At 44.0% G+C, this 18,880-nt stretch carries 16 protein-coding genes; 9 read left to right on the top strand and 7 right to left on the bottom strand.

Annotated elements, in window-relative coordinates; translation table 11 throughout:
- Nucleotides 1–291 precede the first annotated feature (291 nt).
- A complete protein-coding gene (locus tag OH460_RS03100) occupies nucleotides 292–1,443 on the top strand; it encodes a BamA/TamA family outer membrane protein (RefSeq protein WP_269994968.1) in 1,152 nt (383 codons plus the stop codon).
- Between the two features lie 83 nt (nucleotides 1,444–1,526).
- Here the strand turns inward: OH460_RS03100 and OH460_RS03095 are convergent, their stop codons facing one another.
- The 3 genes from OH460_RS03095 to OH460_RS03085 form a co-directional block, all read right to left on the bottom strand.
- Nucleotides 1,527–2,084 (bottom strand): PhnA domain-containing protein, encoded by a 558-nt coding sequence (locus tag OH460_RS03095; RefSeq protein ID WP_017060062.1) that lies wholly within the window; start codon nucleotides 2,082–2,084, stop codon nucleotides 1,527–1,529.
- A gap of 222 nt (nucleotides 2,085–2,306) precedes the next feature.
- Entirely contained in the window at nucleotides 2,307–4,730 is a 2,424-nt protein-coding gene (locus tag OH460_RS03090; protein WP_269994965.1) for a VolA/Pla-1 family phospholipase, read from the bottom strand.
- Between the two features lie 15 nt (nucleotides 4,731–4,745).
- Entirely contained in the window at nucleotides 4,746–6,005 is a 1,260-nt protein-coding gene (locus OH460_RS03085) for an outer membrane protein transport protein (RefSeq protein WP_116870668.1), read from the bottom strand.
- 358 nt (nucleotides 6,006–6,363) lie between these two features.
- On the opposite strand from OH460_RS03085, the gene OH460_RS03080 reads away from it, so the two are divergent.
- Nucleotides 6,364–7,446, top strand: a complete 1,083-nt coding sequence (locus OH460_RS03080; RefSeq protein WP_061030962.1) for a site-2 protease family protein — start codon at nucleotides 6,364–6,366, stop codon at nucleotides 7,444–7,446.
- A 126-nt stretch (nucleotides 7,447–7,572) separates the two neighbouring features.
- Here the strand turns inward: OH460_RS03080 and OH460_RS03075 are convergent, their stop codons facing one another.
- On the bottom strand, nucleotides 7,573–8,361 hold the full coding sequence (locus tag OH460_RS03075) for a M48 family metallopeptidase (RefSeq protein ID WP_008221465.1): 789 nt from the start codon (nucleotides 8,359–8,361) through the stop codon (nucleotides 7,573–7,575).
- A gap of 149 nt (nucleotides 8,362–8,510) precedes the next feature.
- On the opposite strand from OH460_RS03075, the gene OH460_RS03070 reads away from it, so the two are divergent.
- The 5 genes from OH460_RS03070 to OH460_RS03050 all read left to right on the top strand — a co-directional run bounded on the left by OH460_RS03070 (nucleotide 8,511) and on the right by OH460_RS03050 (nucleotide 12,329).
- Nucleotides 8,511–8,936, top strand: coding sequence for a hotdog fold thioesterase (locus OH460_RS03070; protein ID WP_004738033.1), 426 nt, complete (start codon nucleotides 8,511–8,513; stop codon nucleotides 8,934–8,936).
- Nucleotides 8,937–9,016: 80 nt separating this feature from the next.
- On the top strand, nucleotides 9,017–9,250 hold the full coding sequence (locus OH460_RS03065; RefSeq protein ID WP_008221462.1) for a DUF3389 domain-containing protein: 234 nt from the start codon (nucleotides 9,017–9,019) through the stop codon (nucleotides 9,248–9,250).
- Nucleotides 9,251–9,412: 162 nt separating this feature from the next.
- Nucleotides 9,413–11,104: an SgrR family transcriptional regulator gene (locus tag OH460_RS03060; RefSeq protein WP_061030959.1), complete on the top strand. Its 1,692-nt coding sequence runs from the start codon at nucleotides 9,413–9,415 to the stop codon at nucleotides 11,102–11,104.
- Between the two features lie 48 nt (nucleotides 11,105–11,152).
- Nucleotides 11,153–12,058 (top strand): DMT family transporter, encoded by a 906-nt coding sequence (locus OH460_RS03055; RefSeq protein ID WP_269994954.1) that lies wholly within the window; start codon nucleotides 11,153–11,155, stop codon nucleotides 12,056–12,058.
- Between the two features lie 19 nt (nucleotides 12,059–12,077).
- On the top strand, nucleotides 12,078–12,329 hold the full coding sequence (locus OH460_RS03050) for a hypothetical protein (RefSeq protein ID WP_269994952.1): 252 nt from the start codon (nucleotides 12,078–12,080) through the stop codon (nucleotides 12,327–12,329).
- Between the two features lie 93 nt (nucleotides 12,330–12,422).
- On the opposite strand, the gene OH460_RS03045 is transcribed toward OH460_RS03050, so the two are convergent.
- On the bottom strand, nucleotides 12,423–13,028 hold the full coding sequence (locus tag OH460_RS03045) for a DUF2238 domain-containing protein (protein WP_008221455.1): 606 nt from the start codon (nucleotides 13,026–13,028) through the stop codon (nucleotides 12,423–12,425).
- A 199-nt stretch (nucleotides 13,029–13,227) separates the two neighbouring features.
- On the opposite strand from OH460_RS03045, the gene OH460_RS03040 reads away from it, so the two are divergent.
- Complete coding sequence (locus tag OH460_RS03040; protein WP_269994950.1) at nucleotides 13,228–14,067, top strand: isopenicillin N synthase family dioxygenase; 840 nt, start codon at nucleotides 13,228–13,230, stop codon at nucleotides 14,065–14,067.
- Between the two features lie 164 nt (nucleotides 14,068–14,231).
- Nucleotides 14,232–14,867 (top strand): DNA-J related domain-containing protein, encoded by a 636-nt coding sequence (locus tag OH460_RS03035; RefSeq protein WP_239937383.1) that lies wholly within the window; start codon nucleotides 14,232–14,234, stop codon nucleotides 14,865–14,867.
- Between the two features lie 81 nt (nucleotides 14,868–14,948).
- On the opposite strand, the gene mrdA is transcribed toward OH460_RS03035, so the two are convergent.
- A complete protein-coding gene (gene mrdA, locus OH460_RS03030) occupies nucleotides 14,949–16,847 on the bottom strand; it encodes a penicillin-binding protein 2 (protein ID WP_269994946.1) in 1,899 nt (632 codons plus the stop codon).
- Between the two features lie 270 nt (nucleotides 16,848–17,117).
- Nucleotides 17,118–18,773 (bottom strand): ABC-ATPase domain-containing protein, encoded by a 1,656-nt coding sequence (locus tag OH460_RS03025; RefSeq protein ID WP_269994944.1) that lies wholly within the window; start codon nucleotides 18,771–18,773, stop codon nucleotides 17,118–17,120.
- Between the last annotated feature and the right edge of the window lie 107 nt (nucleotides 18,774–18,880).

Below are 18,880 nucleotides of genomic sequence, written 5' to 3'. Positions count from 1 at the left end.
TGGTTTGCAATATTCATATTAACCATTATTCATACTGTATTATTAAAAAAGGCTCACTTAGAGCCTTTTTTTGTATCCGCTTTTTGAGCCTTATCTCGTTAGAGAAACTAAATATTTGATGGGTTTGACCCTCTATATAGGAGTAGGGCAACACCATTATTTGGCCTATTCTATGCCCGTCGATTAAGGACCCCCTTTATTGGCAATAAGTGTTTAATTTCTATGTTTATTGCAAGGAAGCAAACTTTCGGCCGGGTTTCGTCACCCGGCCTTTTTTATGAGGCCAATTTTATGACTCGCTGCGGCGGCATTGTTCTTCTTTCCTGCTTTTGGTTTACAACATCTTCTTTCGCATCTTTTTATGATCCTGTTGATGGTCAATTTGATATGGGGCATCACCTTGCGGAAAACGCACATGGCTTTTTACCTATCCCAATTTTGATTACCGAACCTGCGGTGGGGTACGGCGGCGGTGTGGCTGGTTTGTTTTTACATGAGACGGATGAGGAAAAGCGACAACGAAAACAGGCTGCTCTTTCTGCCATAGATGGTGGTGCGCAGTTAGTACCCTCAGCAATGTCAGTAGTGGGCGCAGTAGGGACAGAGAACGAAACTTGGTTTGTATTTGGTGGCCATAGACGATCTTGGATGAATGATTCCATTCGTTACACAGGAGGAGGCGGCTTTGGCGTTGCGAATTTGGATTTGTACACATCAATCAACTGGGGCCCCATAGATCATAACCTTAGAATAGGCACATCAACTTCGGTAGCCGTACTTTCACAAAAGGTGCAGTTCCGGATTGGGCATTCGCCTTGGATGTTGGGGATAAAGCAGTTATTAGCTAAGTCTGAGATTGAATTTGATAACATGGTTTTAGACCGAATTTTGGGTAACGAATCGGTTACTTCAGGCTTAGGGTTGGAGGCTGAATATGACACAAGAGATAATTTATTTTATCCAACCAAAGGTTACAAATTGTCTGCAGATTACATGGTGTACGACGAAGCGATTGGCAGTGATTACAATTACCGAAATTTGAACATAGATGGCGAAGCCTATATCCCAATTACCAATAAATGGACGTTAGGCTTGGCCGCAAATTATCAAAGCTTCGAACAGCAAGACCTGTTTGTATCACCCACAGCGAAACCGTACGTGTCGTTACGCGGCGTGTCATCTTATCGGTACCAAGGAGATGAGATTGAAACAATCCAAGGCCAATTGACGTATAGCATCACTCATCGTTGGAAGGTGTCTGGGTTTTACGGTTCAGGGGTTGCAAAGCAAGATAACGGCATAAGCCATGACAGTACCGTAAATGCCGGAGGTGTCGGCTTTCGATACCAAATCGCGAGACGTTACGGTTTGCACCTTGGGATGGATTATGCGCAAAGCCATGAAGAACGCGCTATCTACTTTAACGTAGGCAGTGGTTTCTAGAACAACGGAATAGGTTAAATTTTTCCAAGAAAAAAGGCGCTAATTAGCGCCTTTTCGTTTTCTATCACTTTCTTACAGTAAGATTACTTCTTACGGCAGAACTCAGCGATTACGTACATTGATTGACCGCCGTTTGTTTTACCAGAAACAAGCTTAGGATCGTCACCAACGCTGATACCACGGATAACAGTACCTTGCTTAATCACTTGGTTAGTACCTTTGATTGGCAGGTCTTTGATTACTGTTACGTCGTCACCTTTCTTAAGTTCAACGCCGTTCACGTCAAGAGGTTTGTCATCAGCAGACATACCGATTTGTGCCCAAACTGACGTTTCTTCTTCAAGGTACATCATGTCTAGTGCGTCTTGAGCCCAGCTTTCTGTGTTCAGACGAGTAAGTTGACGCCATGCCGTTACTTGAACTGGCGCCTCTTGGCTCCACATGCTGTCAGTCAGGCAACGCCAGTGGTTGATATCTTTAGGATCGTCAATCTCACCAAGACATTTGTCACATACCATGATGCCGTGATCCACTGTTACGTGGCTGTGTGGCGGCACTGCGTATGCAGTAAGAGAAGAATCAGAACCACATAGTTCACATTTAGATTGGCAGCGTTCTAGCATAGTAGCTTCAGAAGACATAATGGACTCACATTTATTAGGTATTAAATTACGGGGCTATTATCCACTTTATTTACAATAAAGAAAGAGGTCGTACGGTATTCTGTCTTGATTAATTTTAGCTGAGATCAACCATTTGTGTTTTAAAGTTTTATGCAAACGGTTAACTAGGGAAGGTTAGCTAGTCACAGGAACAAAAATGCCAGCGGTTAGGCTGGCATTTGGTTTAGTGAGGGAGAGTTATTATTCCAATACCGCTCCATTAATTGAGCCTGCTGATAAAGCGTTGTTTACCAAGAAATCTGTAGCTTGTGTCTGCATGCTAATGTGATGGTTTAAATCTAGTGGCATAGGCGTAGTGTCATCTTGCGGAGCAACAAATGTACTATGCGATGCCGCATCACTAAACTTAACAAAGTCTTTAGTGCCGTTTGGTGATGTATTGCTTGCATCTACCACCGTTAAGCCAAGTTTCGTAGCGAGCGGTGTTGTACCAGCAAAAGGTGCATCCGCAACAGTATTTGGCACTGTTTGGTCGTCTTGTGCTTGCCCCATATAAATAGGCATCTGAGTAGAAGCTGCTAGCAAGTAATCAACATTACTATATGGATCAATAGTGTCTAACACGGTTTGTGCCGCATAAGCGAACTGTTGGAACGCGGCCGTCATTGCAGCTAGTTGTTCCGGCGTAGCATTATCTTCAAACGTGCTATAACAAACTTGATCTGTTAAACCTGTGCAGCTTGCAGAAGCGAAACTTGCGTAATCACTAGAAGCACCCAAAGCTACATTATGCTTAACTTGCGGTCCAAAGAACGGTGAACCCAACAAAAGGTTAGATATTTGTCCACCAGAGTTTTCAATAGCCGCAGCACTGAAGCTATATAAAGCATCGGCAGTCGCACTACCTAGCGTTCGGTTAGATGATGCAACTGCAGTTGTTCCGACAATACCACCCAATGAATGACCTAAGAATTTAACCTGTGAGCCAGCAAATGCTTTCAAAGGTGAACTAGCAAGCAAACCAGCTTGCAAAGAAGCAGTTAAAGAGGCTCTTAAGCCCATTACATCCAATGAACTTTGGCGTACGTTATCGCGAGCTACAGGTAGGTTAGCAAGGTTCAAGTAAGCCAACACATCTGCGTTTGCTGAACGGGTATCATCTAGACTGCGCGTACCATGTATTGGTAAGTCAATTGCGATAACAGCAACGCCAGCTCTCGCTAAATTGTAAGCGAACGCATAAGCATTTTCTTTAGCAGAGGTTATACCGTGTTGGTAAATCACCACATCAGTAGGATCTGCACCATTAGGTGTAAATAACAAAAACTCTACAGACTCTAATGATTTTACCTGAGGAACTGGAGAGTATTTCGTAATAACTCTTTCGCTATCAAGTGGTGAACCATCTGCTAAAGTCAGGTTTAGGCCAACCAGTTTAAGCTGTTCTGTTTGGTCAGTCGCTAATACACTAGTATCGATACCTGCAGCGACTAATTGAGCAGCCATGTTAGCTTGCTCGTTAGCATCACTTAGAGCATTTGATACTTTAGCTAAGCTAGGCATACCTGATTCGAATGGCTGAGAATTCCATTCGCTAATACTGGTTTCTAGGTAATAAGGTAACTGAACGAAACCCTGAGTCACATCAACGTTGTCAGTACCACCGTATAGTCCGTTAATCGCAGCCTTTAGAGTAGCGATAGTTGTCGCGTCACCGCCAGCAACATATTTATCGAAGTCTGTATCGTTTGCTAATGCTGTAGTGAAGAGTTCTGTAGAACCGAATTGCATTGTGTAAGCTGCCGTAAGATCGACAGAGTTAGGGTTTGCGCTGCCTTTCCAGACACCATTTAGGTTTGTCGCTGCCAAACCTGTTGCCGTAGCGCCTTTAGTAGCAAATAGCGTGTCTCCAACAGACTCAGTAGTAAACCAAGTTGAATAGATGATGTTCTCTGTATCAAGGTTAATTGCACCTGCTGCTGTCGCGCCAGCGAAGATCTTCTCAACCCCTTGAGTGACTTGTTGAGCTTGAGCAAGGCTACCTTCGGTATAAATCACTGCACTCGATTTTAGTGCAGCGTAACTTGCTGACATACCAACAGGATCACCATTCACATCCGTAAGTTCGTTTGACAGAGCCAACACATACTCACTGGAGGCATCAAGTGAATCATCAAATTTGATCGTGAACGTGTCAGTTGCAGAACTAGATTCGACCTCAAAATCAATACCTAGCGTCAATACCTTTGTAACACTTGGTGTGGTCTCAGATGTAAGTGAACCACTAAGTTGTAAAAGATAAACGCCACCAGTCGCAGCACCATCCGCTAATCCAGCACCTTCAAAATCCATGATGATCGGCATAGAAGTCGACCAACCGTCCATAGTGTTCATTGCTGCGATAGGGTTGGTCAATGAGTCATCACCGCTAGTCGGCAGACCCAGTGTGCCGTCTGTCGTATCCATCAATGCAAAGCTTGGAAGAGGAACTGCGACATCTGCACCTGTTAACTGAAACTTGATGTTAGTCGCTTGAGCAAGTGAATCTTGAATATATTGCTCATATTGAATTGCGGTTGATGCGCCAGAGCTTGATGAGTCGTCACCGCAACCAGCAAGAAACATTGCAGAAGCAAGCAGCGAAACATTAAATAACTTTTTCATGTTTTGTAATTCCGTTTAGTTGAAGGTGTAGTTCATTTGAATCGCAGATAGGTACGCAACTGCATCGCCAGAGAACTCAAGCTCTTGGCCTAGTTCATTGGTTTCTTTGAAGTCACCATCTTTACTTTGTACAAGGGCAAAACCAGCATCGAACGAAAGGTTAGGGCTGTACTGGTAAGTTAAACCGGCGCTGTACCAGAAACGATCGCTGTCAGGGATACTTAATGTCGCTTCACCCGCTTGTTCGTCGTATGCAAGACCAGCTCGCAGAGTCCACGCTTGGTTCAGTTGATAAGTCGCACCTAATGAGTAACGGTTGTTATCGTCGTAGTGTTCAGTCTTTTTGAAACATTCACCATTTACACAATCTGGACTGGTTGCTTTAAGTTCTTTGAAGCTACTCCAACCCGTTTGCTGCCAACCGTAGTGAATTGCCCACTGGTCAGTCAGTTGGTGAAAAGCGGAGATTTCTATAATCGAAGGTAACGTGATCTTAAGACGACCTGTTGTAGATGTAGCACTGCCTTGTACGATGCTTCCGGTGTAATCGTTAAAGTCACCATCATCAAAATCTAGGTCAACTTCAGAACGATAGGCGATAGCGAAGCGATTGTTTTCGTTTAGCTCATATAGCGCACCAACGTTCCAACCGAATGCAAAAGTTTCACCCGTCATGCTAATCAGCTTGGTAGAAGCAGGATCACCGGTAATGTTAGAAATTGAACCTTGGTGACGGTTCAGTTCTGCCTCAGCGTAAACAAAGTTCACGCCAGCACCAACGCTGAATTGTTGGTTAATTCGATATGCTACGTTTGGATTGATGTTAACAGAGATCAGAGAAGTATCACCGGCGAGATCACCAGCATAGATATCGTCTGGGTAGTCAGTCGCTACACCATAGTTTGAGAACATACCGATACCCCAAGCCCATTTATCATTGATTGGACTAATGTAGTAAGCAGCTGGAACAACTTGCAGAGGCGCCACATCACTGGACTTCTGACTCTGACCGCCAGAACCTGGGACATTCTTCTGTGTGATGTCTACTTCTGGATCAACGATAGAAACCGCGCCTGAAAACTGGGCTGTATCAAATAGGGTCATTGCGGCGGGGTTTCTCGCTAGTACACTCGCGTTGTCAGCTACTGCACCTTCACCAGAAAACGAGCGACCAAGGCCTGAGGCAGAATGCTCAGCAACTTGGAAGCCAGCGGCAAGTGAATTACATGCAAATAGCACCGAAAGTGAAACGAGAGAGCGTTGTATTGTTTTCATCCTTGACCCTCCTAGGGCATCGAATTTCGTTATTATGGTTTGAAAACACACTGAGCATTTTTGGTGTTGAAGCTCTAATGTAAACAGCATGTTAAATTCATGTTTTATATAAAGTCAAAGAAAGAGTTGTTATTTTGTGAACTTATATTTTTTAGGGGCGGCACTTTAACATCAATATTATAAATGCAATCAATGGTTTGTTTGTGGTTGGAGGTGTGACCAGAGTGTTTATGCACCGTTGCGGTATAAATAGTGTTCAACAGCTCGATATGTAACGATTTTGTTTCTGTTTACCGTCATTCCCTAAATCGGCATAATATCAGCTCATTTTGATGGTTATTTAATTGGAATTTATAGTTTGGAATTACTCGCGATAGAGTTTCTTGGTAAACCACTTCGTTTAGAAGGATCGATGGCAGGGTGGCAGCAGCTATTTTGGGACAACACACTAGTGTCTCAATTAGATGCGACTTCGGAAGATGGTGATGTGCGAACACATACATTTATGCTTCGTTCTGGCGAAGAAACGTTGCAGTGTCACGTGGAATCTACGGTTCAGTGGCAACCTTTTGAGATGGTTTATAAGGCGCTGGTTAACGGACAAGTCGTTACCGAAGGAAGTCGGAATACTAAAGACATCGAGCAGCAAACTCCGGTTGTGGCACCTAAACCGGAAAAGCGCTTTAGTTTGATTGGGTTAGTATCGCTTGGAATGAAAGCGCTTAAGAGCGCTAAGTTGATTAAAGTAGTGCTTGCATCTGCGAGTTTGGCGGCATATTCGTGGCTATTTTCTATTCAGTTCGCTCTCGCTTTGATCGCTTGCTTGATGTTCCATGAATATGGACATATCAGAGCCATGAAATACTTTGGTATGAAAACGAAAGGTATTTATCTAATCCCATTCCTTGGTGGCTTAGCACTCTCTGATGAAAAGATTAATACACGATGGCAAGATGTGGTTATCTCAATCATGGGGCCTTTGTTTGGACTAATATTATCGCTTGTGTTCACCGTGTTGTATTGGGTGACAGGTGAGATGTTCTTTGCAGGTCTTGCGGTATTTAATGCCTTACTTAACTTATTCAACCTACTACCGATTTTGCCACTTGATGGTGGTCATGTTCTAAAAAGTATCAGCTTTTCGATGAACAGTGTGCTCGGTATCGTTCTATGTGTCGCAGCGGCTGTAGGCGGCGTTATTCTAAGTTATCAGTTGAATCTAACGCTGTTTGGCTTCTTATTGATTATGGGTAGCGTTGAAATACTGTTTGAATGGAGAGGGCGCCACCATAGCCATTTATTACCACTAGATAGATATGGCCAAGTAGTTTCTTTCCTTTGGTATGTAGGTCTAGTGTCTAGTTTGATCGGCGTTATTTGGTATTTCGCTTCTACAGGCGACCAGCTACTAAGCCTACCGTTACAGATCCTTGGTACTTAATACTCTTGCGATAGAGTCAATGTCAGAGCAAGAATCTCACTAAACGAAAAACGCCCTATCCAAATGGTTAGGGCGTTTTTATTGAGTCATCACCGAGTCGTGTTGGTAAAGCGATCCGGACTTACATTATGCCTTACAGTTTGGTCTTGCTACATTCGATTGAGGTAGCGTTGTTATTTTTGACTGTAAGTCCTTAATACGAGTACTGTGCGAAGGGTGAGTAGAAAGAAGCTCTGGTGGTTGGCTTCCACCTGACGCTTTCGCCATGTTCTGCCACAAATCGACGCTCTGTTTAGGGTCAAAGCCAGCTTGCGCCATGTATTCTAGGCCAACAATATCGGCTTCAGACTCTTGAGTTCGACCATAAGGCAGAATCACACCATATTGAACACCCAAGCCTAATGCGGCCATGGTCATCCCTTGATATTGCTTGTATTCAGATGAACCCAGAGCGACACTCGTAATCGATAAACCTGTATTGGCGATCTGTGATTGGGACAAACGTTCGTTGCTGTGATCAGCTAAAACGTGCGCGACTTCGTGTCCGATGACGGTAGCCAATTGGTCTTGGTTCACTGCGACCTTAAGTAACCCCGTATATACACCAATTTTACCACCCGGTAGGGCAAACGCGTTTACTTGGTCACTATCAAAAACAACGACTTCCCATTCACTAAAACCTTGCTTAGGAATGTGTTGAGTAATACTGTTCGCTACACACTGTACATAGGCGTTTGTTTTTGCATCTGTACTAATAGGTTGCTCTTTCTTCATCTGTTCGAAAGATTGCGCGCCAAGTTGAGACATATCTTTGTCTGAAAACAGCAGCAATTGATTTCTTCCTGTTGGAGAAGCGCTACATGCGGTTAAGCCTGCGAGAGTGAGAAGCGAGGCAAACTTCATCCATGACGTCATACAATATCCTCTGTGTATTCGGTTTTTATGCATGTTAACATCAACTTGCGTAATGGCTAATAGCTATAAGATAACTTATTAGATGTAAGACAAGAACAGACACCAATAACAAACTCTGCTCAAGCGATAACAAAAATTAAGGAAACTGCATGACCATTTGGAAAAAGCCTGTTGACCTAGATACCTTCAACGCGACCTCAAAAAATACCTTAATTGAGCACCTCAACATCGTTTATACCGAGGTCAACGATAATTCATTAGTGGCGACTATGCCCGTTTGTCATTTTACTCACCAACCACTTGGTATGCTTCATGGTGGTGCTTCCGTCGTGCTTGCAGAAACGTTGGGCTCGTTAGCGGCAAATTTCTGTGTGCCAGAAGGCTACTACTGTGTTGGACTCGACATCAACGCTAATCATGTAAGATCAATGCGTGAAGGGCATGTTATCGGCACCGCTGAGCCAATTCACCTTGGTGTATCGACACAAGTATGGCAGATAAATATTACTGACGAGCGTCAACGCTTGGTCTGTACAAGCCGTTTAACCATTGCAGTAAAAAAGCACAAACGATAAAACGAACGATTATTGGTGGCACCATTGTGACCACCAGATTGATCCCCGTTAACTAACCACAATTCTAGTTTGAGAAATCCATGGTCATAACCTTTAAAAATGGAAAAGTCATTGCAACAGCGCACGAACTTGTTGTTCGTTTAGATGGTGAACATAGAGTCACGCTTCAAGCTCAAGTCGATGCGATTCAACTGATCGGAAAAGGGGCAAATGTCATCTCAGCCAATGGCTCTGAATGTAAGTGGTCAATAAAGTTAGACGATGAACAACAGCTTCGCGACATCGCCAATGAAATTGGTTGTGATGTGATGTAACCCAATGTCTGCAAAGCGCTTTGCTGGCTTGCTATCTTAGTCAAAGTAAACTTACCTACTCAAATTCGATATTTCTGAGTAAAAACATTATCAGTTAGATTGATTTTCACTAATAAAATGAGGAAACTGAATTCATTATCCCTTGAATAAGTTTTCCTCTTTATGAGTAGCCCAAGACTTCGCGTTCAATTTGAAACCCTGTTTGAATACTTCGATGGTAAAGACGCTGATGTTCAGCTTGATGACATAACAGATGTACTCTGTTGTACACGTCGAAACGCCAGAATGGTACTCAATAAACTCGAAGAAGAGGGCTGGATAGAGTGGTTACCTGCGGCTGGTCGAGGTAAGTTATCTCAACTGATTTTTAAGCAAAACCGCTGTGACGTCAGTGAAAACTTGGCAAGGCGCTACTTAGAAGAAGGTAAGATTGGACAAGCGCTATCCGTTCTTGACCAAAATGCTGCAAAGCTAACCCAAGTTATCCAAAACTACCTCGGAGTTCAATATCAAGAGGGTGAACAGGTCATTCGTTTGCCTTATTATCGCCCGCTTTCCATGCTTAATCCGACAAAGTCGATGCGTCGCTCAGAACAACACATCGCCTGCCAAGTCTTCAGTGGTTTGACGCGTTTGGATGAAAACGATCAGCTCCAGCCTGATCTTGCCCACTCTTGGCAGCAAATCAGTGACTATCAATGGCGGTTTTTCTTGAGACCCGGTGTGCGCTTCCATAATGGTGAGCCACTCATGACAAATCACGTCGTTGATACACTGCTAGCACTCGAGCCACTTAATATGTTCTCTCATATTAAAGATGTTTCCTCACCGGCCAATTGCGTCGTTGATGTCTTTCTAACGCGCCCGGATAAATACTTCCCACTCGCGCTCACTGAATCCGTCGCAAAAGTAACGTTGCCGATGATTTTACGTGGCGAGGACTACGATATTCGTCCAATTGGTACTGGTCCATATCGCATTGAAAAGAATGACGAAAAACAACTCGTATTAACCGCTTTCAATGGCTACTTTGGCTTTAGACCGCTGATTGATCGTGTCGAGGTGTGGGTCGTGGATGAAGCCTATTCGTCCATGGTTTATCCAAGCCTTTCTAAGCCGGTTATGGCTGATCGCGGAGATAGCGATGAAGTAGAGCTCGATCCGGGATGTACGTATCTATTGCTCAACAGAAAGAAAGGTATCGCGAAGGACCCTGCATGGGCGGAGTTTTTATCCAATGCGCTAAATGCTGCCGATCTTTTTGTACACATTCCCAAAGAGACCGTCATTGATCTGGGTGTATTGCATGCTTATGGCATCAAGCCTGGTTGGTACGATATCAAGTTAAAAGTTCCGCAGTGTCCACCAGCCGATACTAAGCCTGCAGTAAAGTTAGCCTATCAGTGCCAACACCCGATGTTTCCTACGCTCGCGAAAGCCATAGTGACGGTTCTCAAGCAATATAACGTTGATGTTGAGCTTTTCGGTTACGAAACCGATCCACCGCATGCGGACGATGTAGATATTTGGATAAACCCAATGGGAATTGCAAACAACAGAGACGATGCGTTGGCATGCTGGCTTATGGATTACAGTTTCCTTGATGAGTCGAGCCCAGCAGAAGATTTTGATCAGTGGTGCCATATGATCGATCGTTGGCGCTCTGGTGAATTTGAGCAGTTCCCAGCAAGGCAGCTTGGTAAGCAACTGGTACAAAGCAATCAATTGATTCCCATGTTCCATTGTTGGCTAGGGGTAAACAAAGACCAATGTGGCACCTTGCAAAACGCGAAGTGTAATGCGCTTGGTTGGTTCGACTTTAGCCAAGTTTGGGTTAAACCTGACGTTGATTAATATGCGGATAGCGTCAGCAAGGGCAAGGGCAAGGGCAAGGGAACAATAATGCAAACCGTCTTAGTGACATTAATTACGCTGGTGGCCTTTGCGGCCAACTCAGTGCTCTGCCGATGGGCATTGATGGATCAAACCATCGATCCTTTGAGTTTCTCCGTTATACGTATTTTATCTGGCGCGTTTACTCTATTGATTTTGCTAGGTATAGCGTCCCACAATCGCAATAACACAGCTGAACTTAGCCCTACATCGCTGTTTTCTAAGCTCAAATCTCAATTCAGTCTAGTCTCTGTCGTGTCATTGATCGTTTATATGTTCGGATTCTCGTTTGCATATTTAGAACTGGGAGCAGGGCTTGGCGCGTTAGTGTTGTTTGTTGCAGTACAATTTACCATGATTGCGGCTCATCTCATCTCAGGTAATAAGATGTCCTTGATTGAGTGGGCGGGTTGTTTGCTCTCTGTTTCAGGACTTGTTTATTTGTTAATGCCGACCAGCACAACCAATACACCTGATTTAGTTTCAATTGCGCGAATGTCATTGGCAGGTATCGGGTGGGGTATTTATACCTTGGCCGGAAAGCGATCTTCAAATGCTCTGCTGTCAACAACGGCCAACTTTGGGTTCTGTTCATTGATTGTCTTGGTGTTTATCTCACCATGGCTAGTAGTACCAAGTTCAGCTCTTGATATTTCGATGTCTGAACAAGGGTTCATTTATGCCGTATTGTCTGGTTCTGTAGCTTCAGGGGTTGGTTACAGTTTGTGGTACTACGTAGTGAAGAAGCTCAATACTGTCGTGGCATCAATCGCACAGCTTTCGGTTCCGGTTATTGCGACGCTCGGCGGCGTGATGTTGCTCTCGGAGCCTATCACCATGCAATTTGTTATTTCATCAACCATCATATTAGTCGGCATAAGCTTAGTGCTTGTAGCGCCTAAACTTAAACAATAAGAATCAGCACGTTACCTTTATGGCGAAACCAAACAAGAAGCAACCTACGAAAACCGTTCAAATATTTTGCGCGAAATGCAAAACACAGTTATTCAAATATCGAAAAGGCGGTAAGGGTGCGCTCGTAAAATGTTTTAAGGAAAGGATTGTCGAAGACTTTACTACAGAGCCGTGCATTTGCCCTAAATGTGGAATTGAGTTTGCTCGAGATACCTTAGTACGAGGCACACCCGCATTTAAATTCGTGGGTGGTAAGGTCACTATGAAATAGCCTTGAAGCTAAAACACAAAAAATGCCACAGCGTATAGGGCATGTGGCATTTGAAAGTGAGTCTTGAATAAACTGAGTTAACGAAGTGTTCGGCTAAACTTTGGTACGTCCTTGAAGCTTTAGAAGCAGCAGTGAGACGATAGCTCCGGTCGTATCACATAGCATGTCTTTTTGCGCATCCCAAATATCACCTTGTGAACCAAGAAAAGCGATACCTTCATCACCACCTGCGATTTCAGCATACCACCACTCAATAATTTCATAGCCTGCCGCAACACTCATGATGGCAAACAGTGCAAAGAAGCACGCAATCACGGGTTGAGCCAATTTCTTCCGAATAAGATACTCAGCGAGTGGGTAGGCATAAAGCCCGATAGAAAAGTGCGCGACTCTGTCAAAATTGTTGCGCTCAGAGCCAATTAACTGATTAAACCAATCGAACGGTACCTCCGCAAAAGTGTACTTAGCGCCAATCGTGTGCAGTGCCAACCAAATGAACATCAAAACATAAGCGGTTTTTGAAAATGTTAATTTAGTGGATAGCCACCAAATACCGATAAGAATCATTAATGCCGGTACGATTTCCGCAATCCATACGGCTCTCGAAGAGGGAGCAAACGCTGAGAAAAGAAAAACAACGAGATACAAAACAGTGAGCGAAAGTAGAGGTCTATTTTGAGCAAGTGGCGTAATTGTCATCATCAGATCCTATATAAGTTTTATGTATAGTTACACAATAATGAACGCTGTTCAATTGGGTTTTGATTACCAAATTTGTTGAAAAGTAGCGTTATCGCCCAGTATCTAGACAAACGGTTGCGAGAGTTTCACTAAAGTTTGATTTACAACAAAGCGGACCATAAAATCCCCGTATCACTACATAACAAGAAAGAAAGTCATGAAACTGGAAACTGTCGATTATCTTGCTGACGACGCAGCAGAACAATTTGTTCGCTCTTTACGTGAAACTGGATTTGGCGTACTGAAAAATCACCCAATCCCAAAAGAGCTTGTTGAGTCAATTTACGAGAACTGGTACCAATTCTTCATCTCTGAAGAGAAAGAAAACTTCCACTTCAATGTTGAAACACAAGATGGTTATTTTCCACCTTCAGTATCTGAAGTTGCAAAGGGCCACACAGTAAAAGACATCAAAGAGTACTTCCACGTATATCCTTGGGGGCAAATTCCTGAGCAGCTTAAAGAACAGATTCTAGATTACTACCAACGTGCTAATGCTTTTGCTCAAGAGTTGTTAGGTTGGGTTGAAGCGCACGCACCTCAAGAAGTGCAAGAGAAGTTCTCTATCGCTCTATCAGAAATGATCAATGGTAGCGAACAAACTCTGCTTCGCGTACTTCACTACCCACCAATGCAAGGTGATGAAGAACCAGGAGCAATCCGCGCTGCAGCACACGAAGACATTAACCTTCTTACTGTTCTACCAGCGGCTAACGAGCCTGGACTACAAGTTAAGTCTCAAAATGACGAGTGGCTAGATGTACCGTGTGACTTCGGTAACATGATCATCAACATCGGTGACATGCTGCAAGAAGCATCTGGCGGTTACTTCCCATCAACGACTCACCGCGTTATCAACCCAACTGGCGCACGCCTAGAAAAGTCTCGTATCTCACTGCCACTTTTCTTGCACCCGAAACCAGAAGTGGTTCTTTCTGAAAAGTACACAGCAAACGAGTACCTAATGGAGCGCCTAAGAGAGCTTGGCGTTATCTAATTCGTCTGTTTTCGTATACTAAAGGTCAGCATAATGCTGGCCTTTTTGCTTTGTAAATACATAACTGGTTGAAATTTATTTAGTTTGAAACTCGACAAACCACGACAGATCGCTTATCAATTAATTAGATACACACATGCATATGGCTTCGGGCTCAATTAATTATGTCAGACAATCTAGACTCATCGAGTCATCAAAATATTAGTTGCCAGTTTCAAGCACACATGGAAAACCCGTTGCTTTGGCCAATCATGGAAGTGCTCAAACAAAAGCCGACGGGGTGGAAAGTGCACACCTTGGCTGCGCATCTCAACGAGCTCGGCTTTATTCCTGTCCTTGATCCGGTTCCAGAGAAGGAGTTATTCAAGAAGAACTTCTTAATCATGAACGCGCTTTACCAACTACAAGAGACGCTATACCCAGATAATTGGCTGCAAGTTCAAGCGATGGAGATAGAACTAATGTGTGGCCGATATCACGGAAGTACACACGCTATTGACCACCAAGACCCGTTGCGTGAGTACTACATTGATTGGTTGAACTATGAAGCCGAAGAGGGTGAAGTTAAGCGGCTATTGAATGAGTTTTGGACCCGCTATAAGAAGTTTGTTGGTGGTAGTGAAACAGACATGGACCGAAACCGAGCATTGAGCTTGTTTGAGTTACCACTAGACGCTTCACCGGAAGAAATACGTAAACAGTGGAGAAGGCTTGCGCTTCGTTGGCACCCAGATAGAGATGAGGGTAACACCGCCCAATTTCAAACCTTGTGTGAAGCTTGGCATGTGTTGCGAAGCTAGGTTTTTTACCTAGATGCAATGTTGTTTATAAACGATATAAAGCCCCACTGAAGACTCGTGGGGCTTTGTGCTTCTTGTGTGTTATGAGTTACCTTTACTCACACCGCTTTTATGTTCGAATGCATAATCAAGCACTTTGCGAATGTAAGGAGCACCGACCTTAGAGCCACCATTACCATGTTCAATAACGACAGTTGCAACGTAATCCGGGTGTTCATACGGAGCAAAGGCAGTGTAGAGTGCGTGATCAAGCAAGTGCCTTTCTAACTCTTTCGAGTTGTACACCTGATCTTTTGCTAAGCCAAATACTTGAGAGGTACCGGACTTACCACCACTCGTGTATTTTGTTCCTTTAAACGCTCTTCTACCACTACCACGACTACCGTGGTTCACTAATCTCATCGCATTAATTGGTACATCCCAAATCTTGTCTGGGACTTCATCGATTGATGTCATTTGTTTAGGTTCTACTAGCTGTTGAGTCTCTAAGTCTTCACCGTGATCGAGTGTTGCTCGTAGGATATGCGGAGGCATCACCTTGCCATGGTTGACTAACACAGAGGTCGCTTTAGCAAGTTGTAAGGGAGTCGAGGTCCAGTATCCTTGTCCAATACCGATCGGTACCGTGTCACCTTGATACCAAGGCGTGCGGTAGCGCATCATCTTCCAATCTCGTGTCGGCATGTTGGCGTTACTCTCTTCGTAGATGTCGATGCCCGATGGTTTACCAAAACCAAAACGGTTCATCCACGTGCTAATACGGTCGATGCCTAGGTCGAAAGCCATTTGATAGAAAAAGGAATCGACCGACTCTTCAATCGCTTGTGTCACATCAACAGGACCGTGCCCCCAACGCTTCCAGTCGCGCCAGGCTTTAGAGTTAGATTTAGACCCAGGAATGCGCCATACGCCGTGGTCATTACGAATGGTATTTTCAGAAATAACATGTTCTTCCAAGCCCGCAACAGCCATAAATGGCTTAACAGTAGAAGCGGGCGGATAAACACCTAACGTCGCTCTGTTTACCAATGGATGAGCAGGGTCATTGAGAAGTGTTTGGTAATTCTTGCTAGAAATGCCATCAACGAATAGGTTCGGGTCGTAACTCGGGCTTGATGCCATAGCCAAAACACTGTTGTCTTTCGGGTCTAGGACAACAGCACTGCCAGTGCGATGATCAAGTTGTTCGAACACATACTTTTGCAGTTCAAGGTCAATGTTGAGTACGATATCTTTACCAGCCACAGGCGGAACGTATTTTATCGTTCTGACGATGCGGCCTCGGCTATTTACCTCAACCTCTTGATAGCCTTTTTGTCCATGAAGTATGTCTTCGTAGTATCGCTCAACGCCGAGCTTCCCAATGATAGTCGTCGCTTGATAATTCGCTTCTTTGCCTTGTTCTTCCAGTTTTCTTAAATCGTTATCATTGATATGAGCAACGTATCCTAGTACATGAGTCAGTACCTCACCATTAGGGTAAAATCGTTTTAAGCTGGTATCGATAGATAACCCGGGGAATAAGTATTGGTGAACAGAGAATTTTGCGATCTCTTTTTCCGTCAGGTTCTCTAATAGCGTAACGGACATAAAGCGGCGGGTATTGCGGTAACGCTTTTTAAAACGCGTAATTTGTTCTTTATTCAGCGGGATGTACTCGTTGAGTTTGCTGAGCATCTCATCCACATCTTTTGTTTGCTCTGGGATCATGGTGAGAGAAAAGACCAGTTTGTTTTCAGCCAGCAACACACCATTTCTGTCGTAAATTAACCCTCGCGTAGGGGCGATCGGGAGCACTTTAATTCGGTTCCCGTCGGCGCGGGTTTGGTAGCTATCAAAGTTTTGAACTTGGAGTCGGTATAGGTTACCGACTAAGACGAGAGTGAAAAGCAGAATACCTATGAATGCGACAATAACACGGTTTCTAAACAGGTTTACTTCACTTTTATGATCACGCATTTTTACGCGTTTGTGGTACATCAAATCTTAGCCTGTTACATTTAGTTACACTTGTTTAGGCGGACTTTACCATAGCTTCGTAAAAACAATGTCATGTTTTATGAGCTTCTCAAAGATAACCAGAGTTATATAAATTATGGGAAAGGAAGTGAAGGGCGATAACCAGCTTATTTATCGTGCACAAAGCTCGTGACTTAACATTTGTGGTTCGATAGAGCGCTTTCTAGGACGAGTAGAAATAAAAACGGCCCCATTTGTGGGGCCGAAAAGTTGTATTTGGTTGAGTAAAACTTAGTTCGAAGGCTTGAACTGAGATTTGCGCATGCGGTTAAGAGCTGCCATAACATCCAACGTTCTTGGTTTCGCTAGGTCACCGTAGTTAGGCATATTTTGGTGCCAATCGTTAGCTAGGATCGCGTTAAACTCTTTTGCTGGATTATTTGACCAACCAGGCGTTTGTGCAAACTGGAACCAAGCCCAACCAATCGCGTTGACTTCAGAAGTTGACTCTAGCTGCTCAAGAGCAGACAGGTCGGCAAACTCTTTACCAAAACGCAGAGATTCCTTACCTTTAGCACTCACGCGGAACTTTCCATCAGTAAGAATGTTCATTAGTGATGCACGGTTCAGTGAGCGAGGAACAAACATCTCCAACGGTGTTTCGCACTCGTTAGTACGTTGGGTAGGGTGCTGAGCAATAACATCTTTTGCTTTCTCTGTCACATCTACCGCTTGGTAATCATGCATTTGGATCACGGTGTCTGCTACATCTAGGTAATCACCCGAGCCACCCATAACGACGATAGTAGAGATTTCCATTTCATCACGTAGCTGGCCAATACGGTCAACAAGCGGAGTAATTGGCTCGTCACCTTTTGAAACCAATGCCTGCATACGCTCATCACGGATCATGAAGTTAGTCGCTGACGTATCTTCATCAATCAATAGGGTTTGAACACCGGCTTCAATCGACTCTTGTAACCAAGCCGCTTGAGAAGTAGAGCCCGAAGCATCTTGGGTACTGAAATCAGAGGTATCTTTCTTCATTGGAAGATGATTGATGTAGTTTGACAGATTTAAGCTGTGCACACATCGACCATCTTCAGCGCGAATCTTCATTGTATCAATGGCAGTCACGATGCCTTCACGGCCATCACCAGGAATATGATTGTAGATAGAGCGTTCAACCGCATTCAATAGTGTCGATTTACCGTGGAAACCACCACCAACGATCAATGTAATCCCTTTAGGAATTCCCAAGCCTGTTACATCGCCTTGGTTTGGCGTGTTTAACGTAACGCTCAGTGATTCTGGTGCTGTAAATGGAACCGCATCTTTCATTGGAAGATCACAGTTACCGGCGATACGTGGTAATACACTGCCATTTGCCACAAATGCCGATAGGTTGTGCTCATCTAGCTGTGCACGTAGCGCTTCTTGGTCTTCGATTGTTTCACAGTGCTTGATCATTGCGTCTATGTTTAGCTCACGCTCAAGCGTTGCGCGACGGATAAACTTCGGCAGGTAGAAGGTGATGATGTTGTTCGCTTTCTTCGCAAGAATGCTACGACCATCAGCAGGCAGGTTAATACGGAAACGAATTTCGATACCGTGCTCAGTAAACACGACTGCAGTGTTGTCGAGTACTGTTTGACCCGTTAATGCGATAGAAACGGTCGCTTCTTGTTTTGCGAACTCAGCAAAGCTGCGAGCAATAAAATCACGAGCTGCTACTTGGTATTCGTAAGATTTTTCTTTCAGCCAATCTAACCCAGTCAACGACCACGCGCGTGTTGCACGAAAACGAGAGGCTGACGCGTACGGGTCACCTTGAATGTGGTCGATGTGTAATTCGAAATCAGCAAAGTCGTATTGACCTTTAATTTGTTGATATGCACGGTAGTTTTGTTTTTCGAGCTTTTTAAGCTTTGCAGTCAACTGATCCATAACGAGGAATGCCTATATAAAGGGGAAGATAAAAACAGAAAGGCGGCGATTATAAAAATCACCACCTATAGAGTAAAGAGAAACTAGGCCTAAATCCAAAACTAACT

Source organism: Vibrio sp. Makdt (genome assembly GCF_027587015.1).
Lineage (GTDB): Bacteria > Pseudomonadota > Gammaproteobacteria > Enterobacterales > Vibrionaceae > Vibrio > Vibrio chagasii_B.
This window is presented reverse-complemented; position numbering and strand designations above follow the sequence as displayed.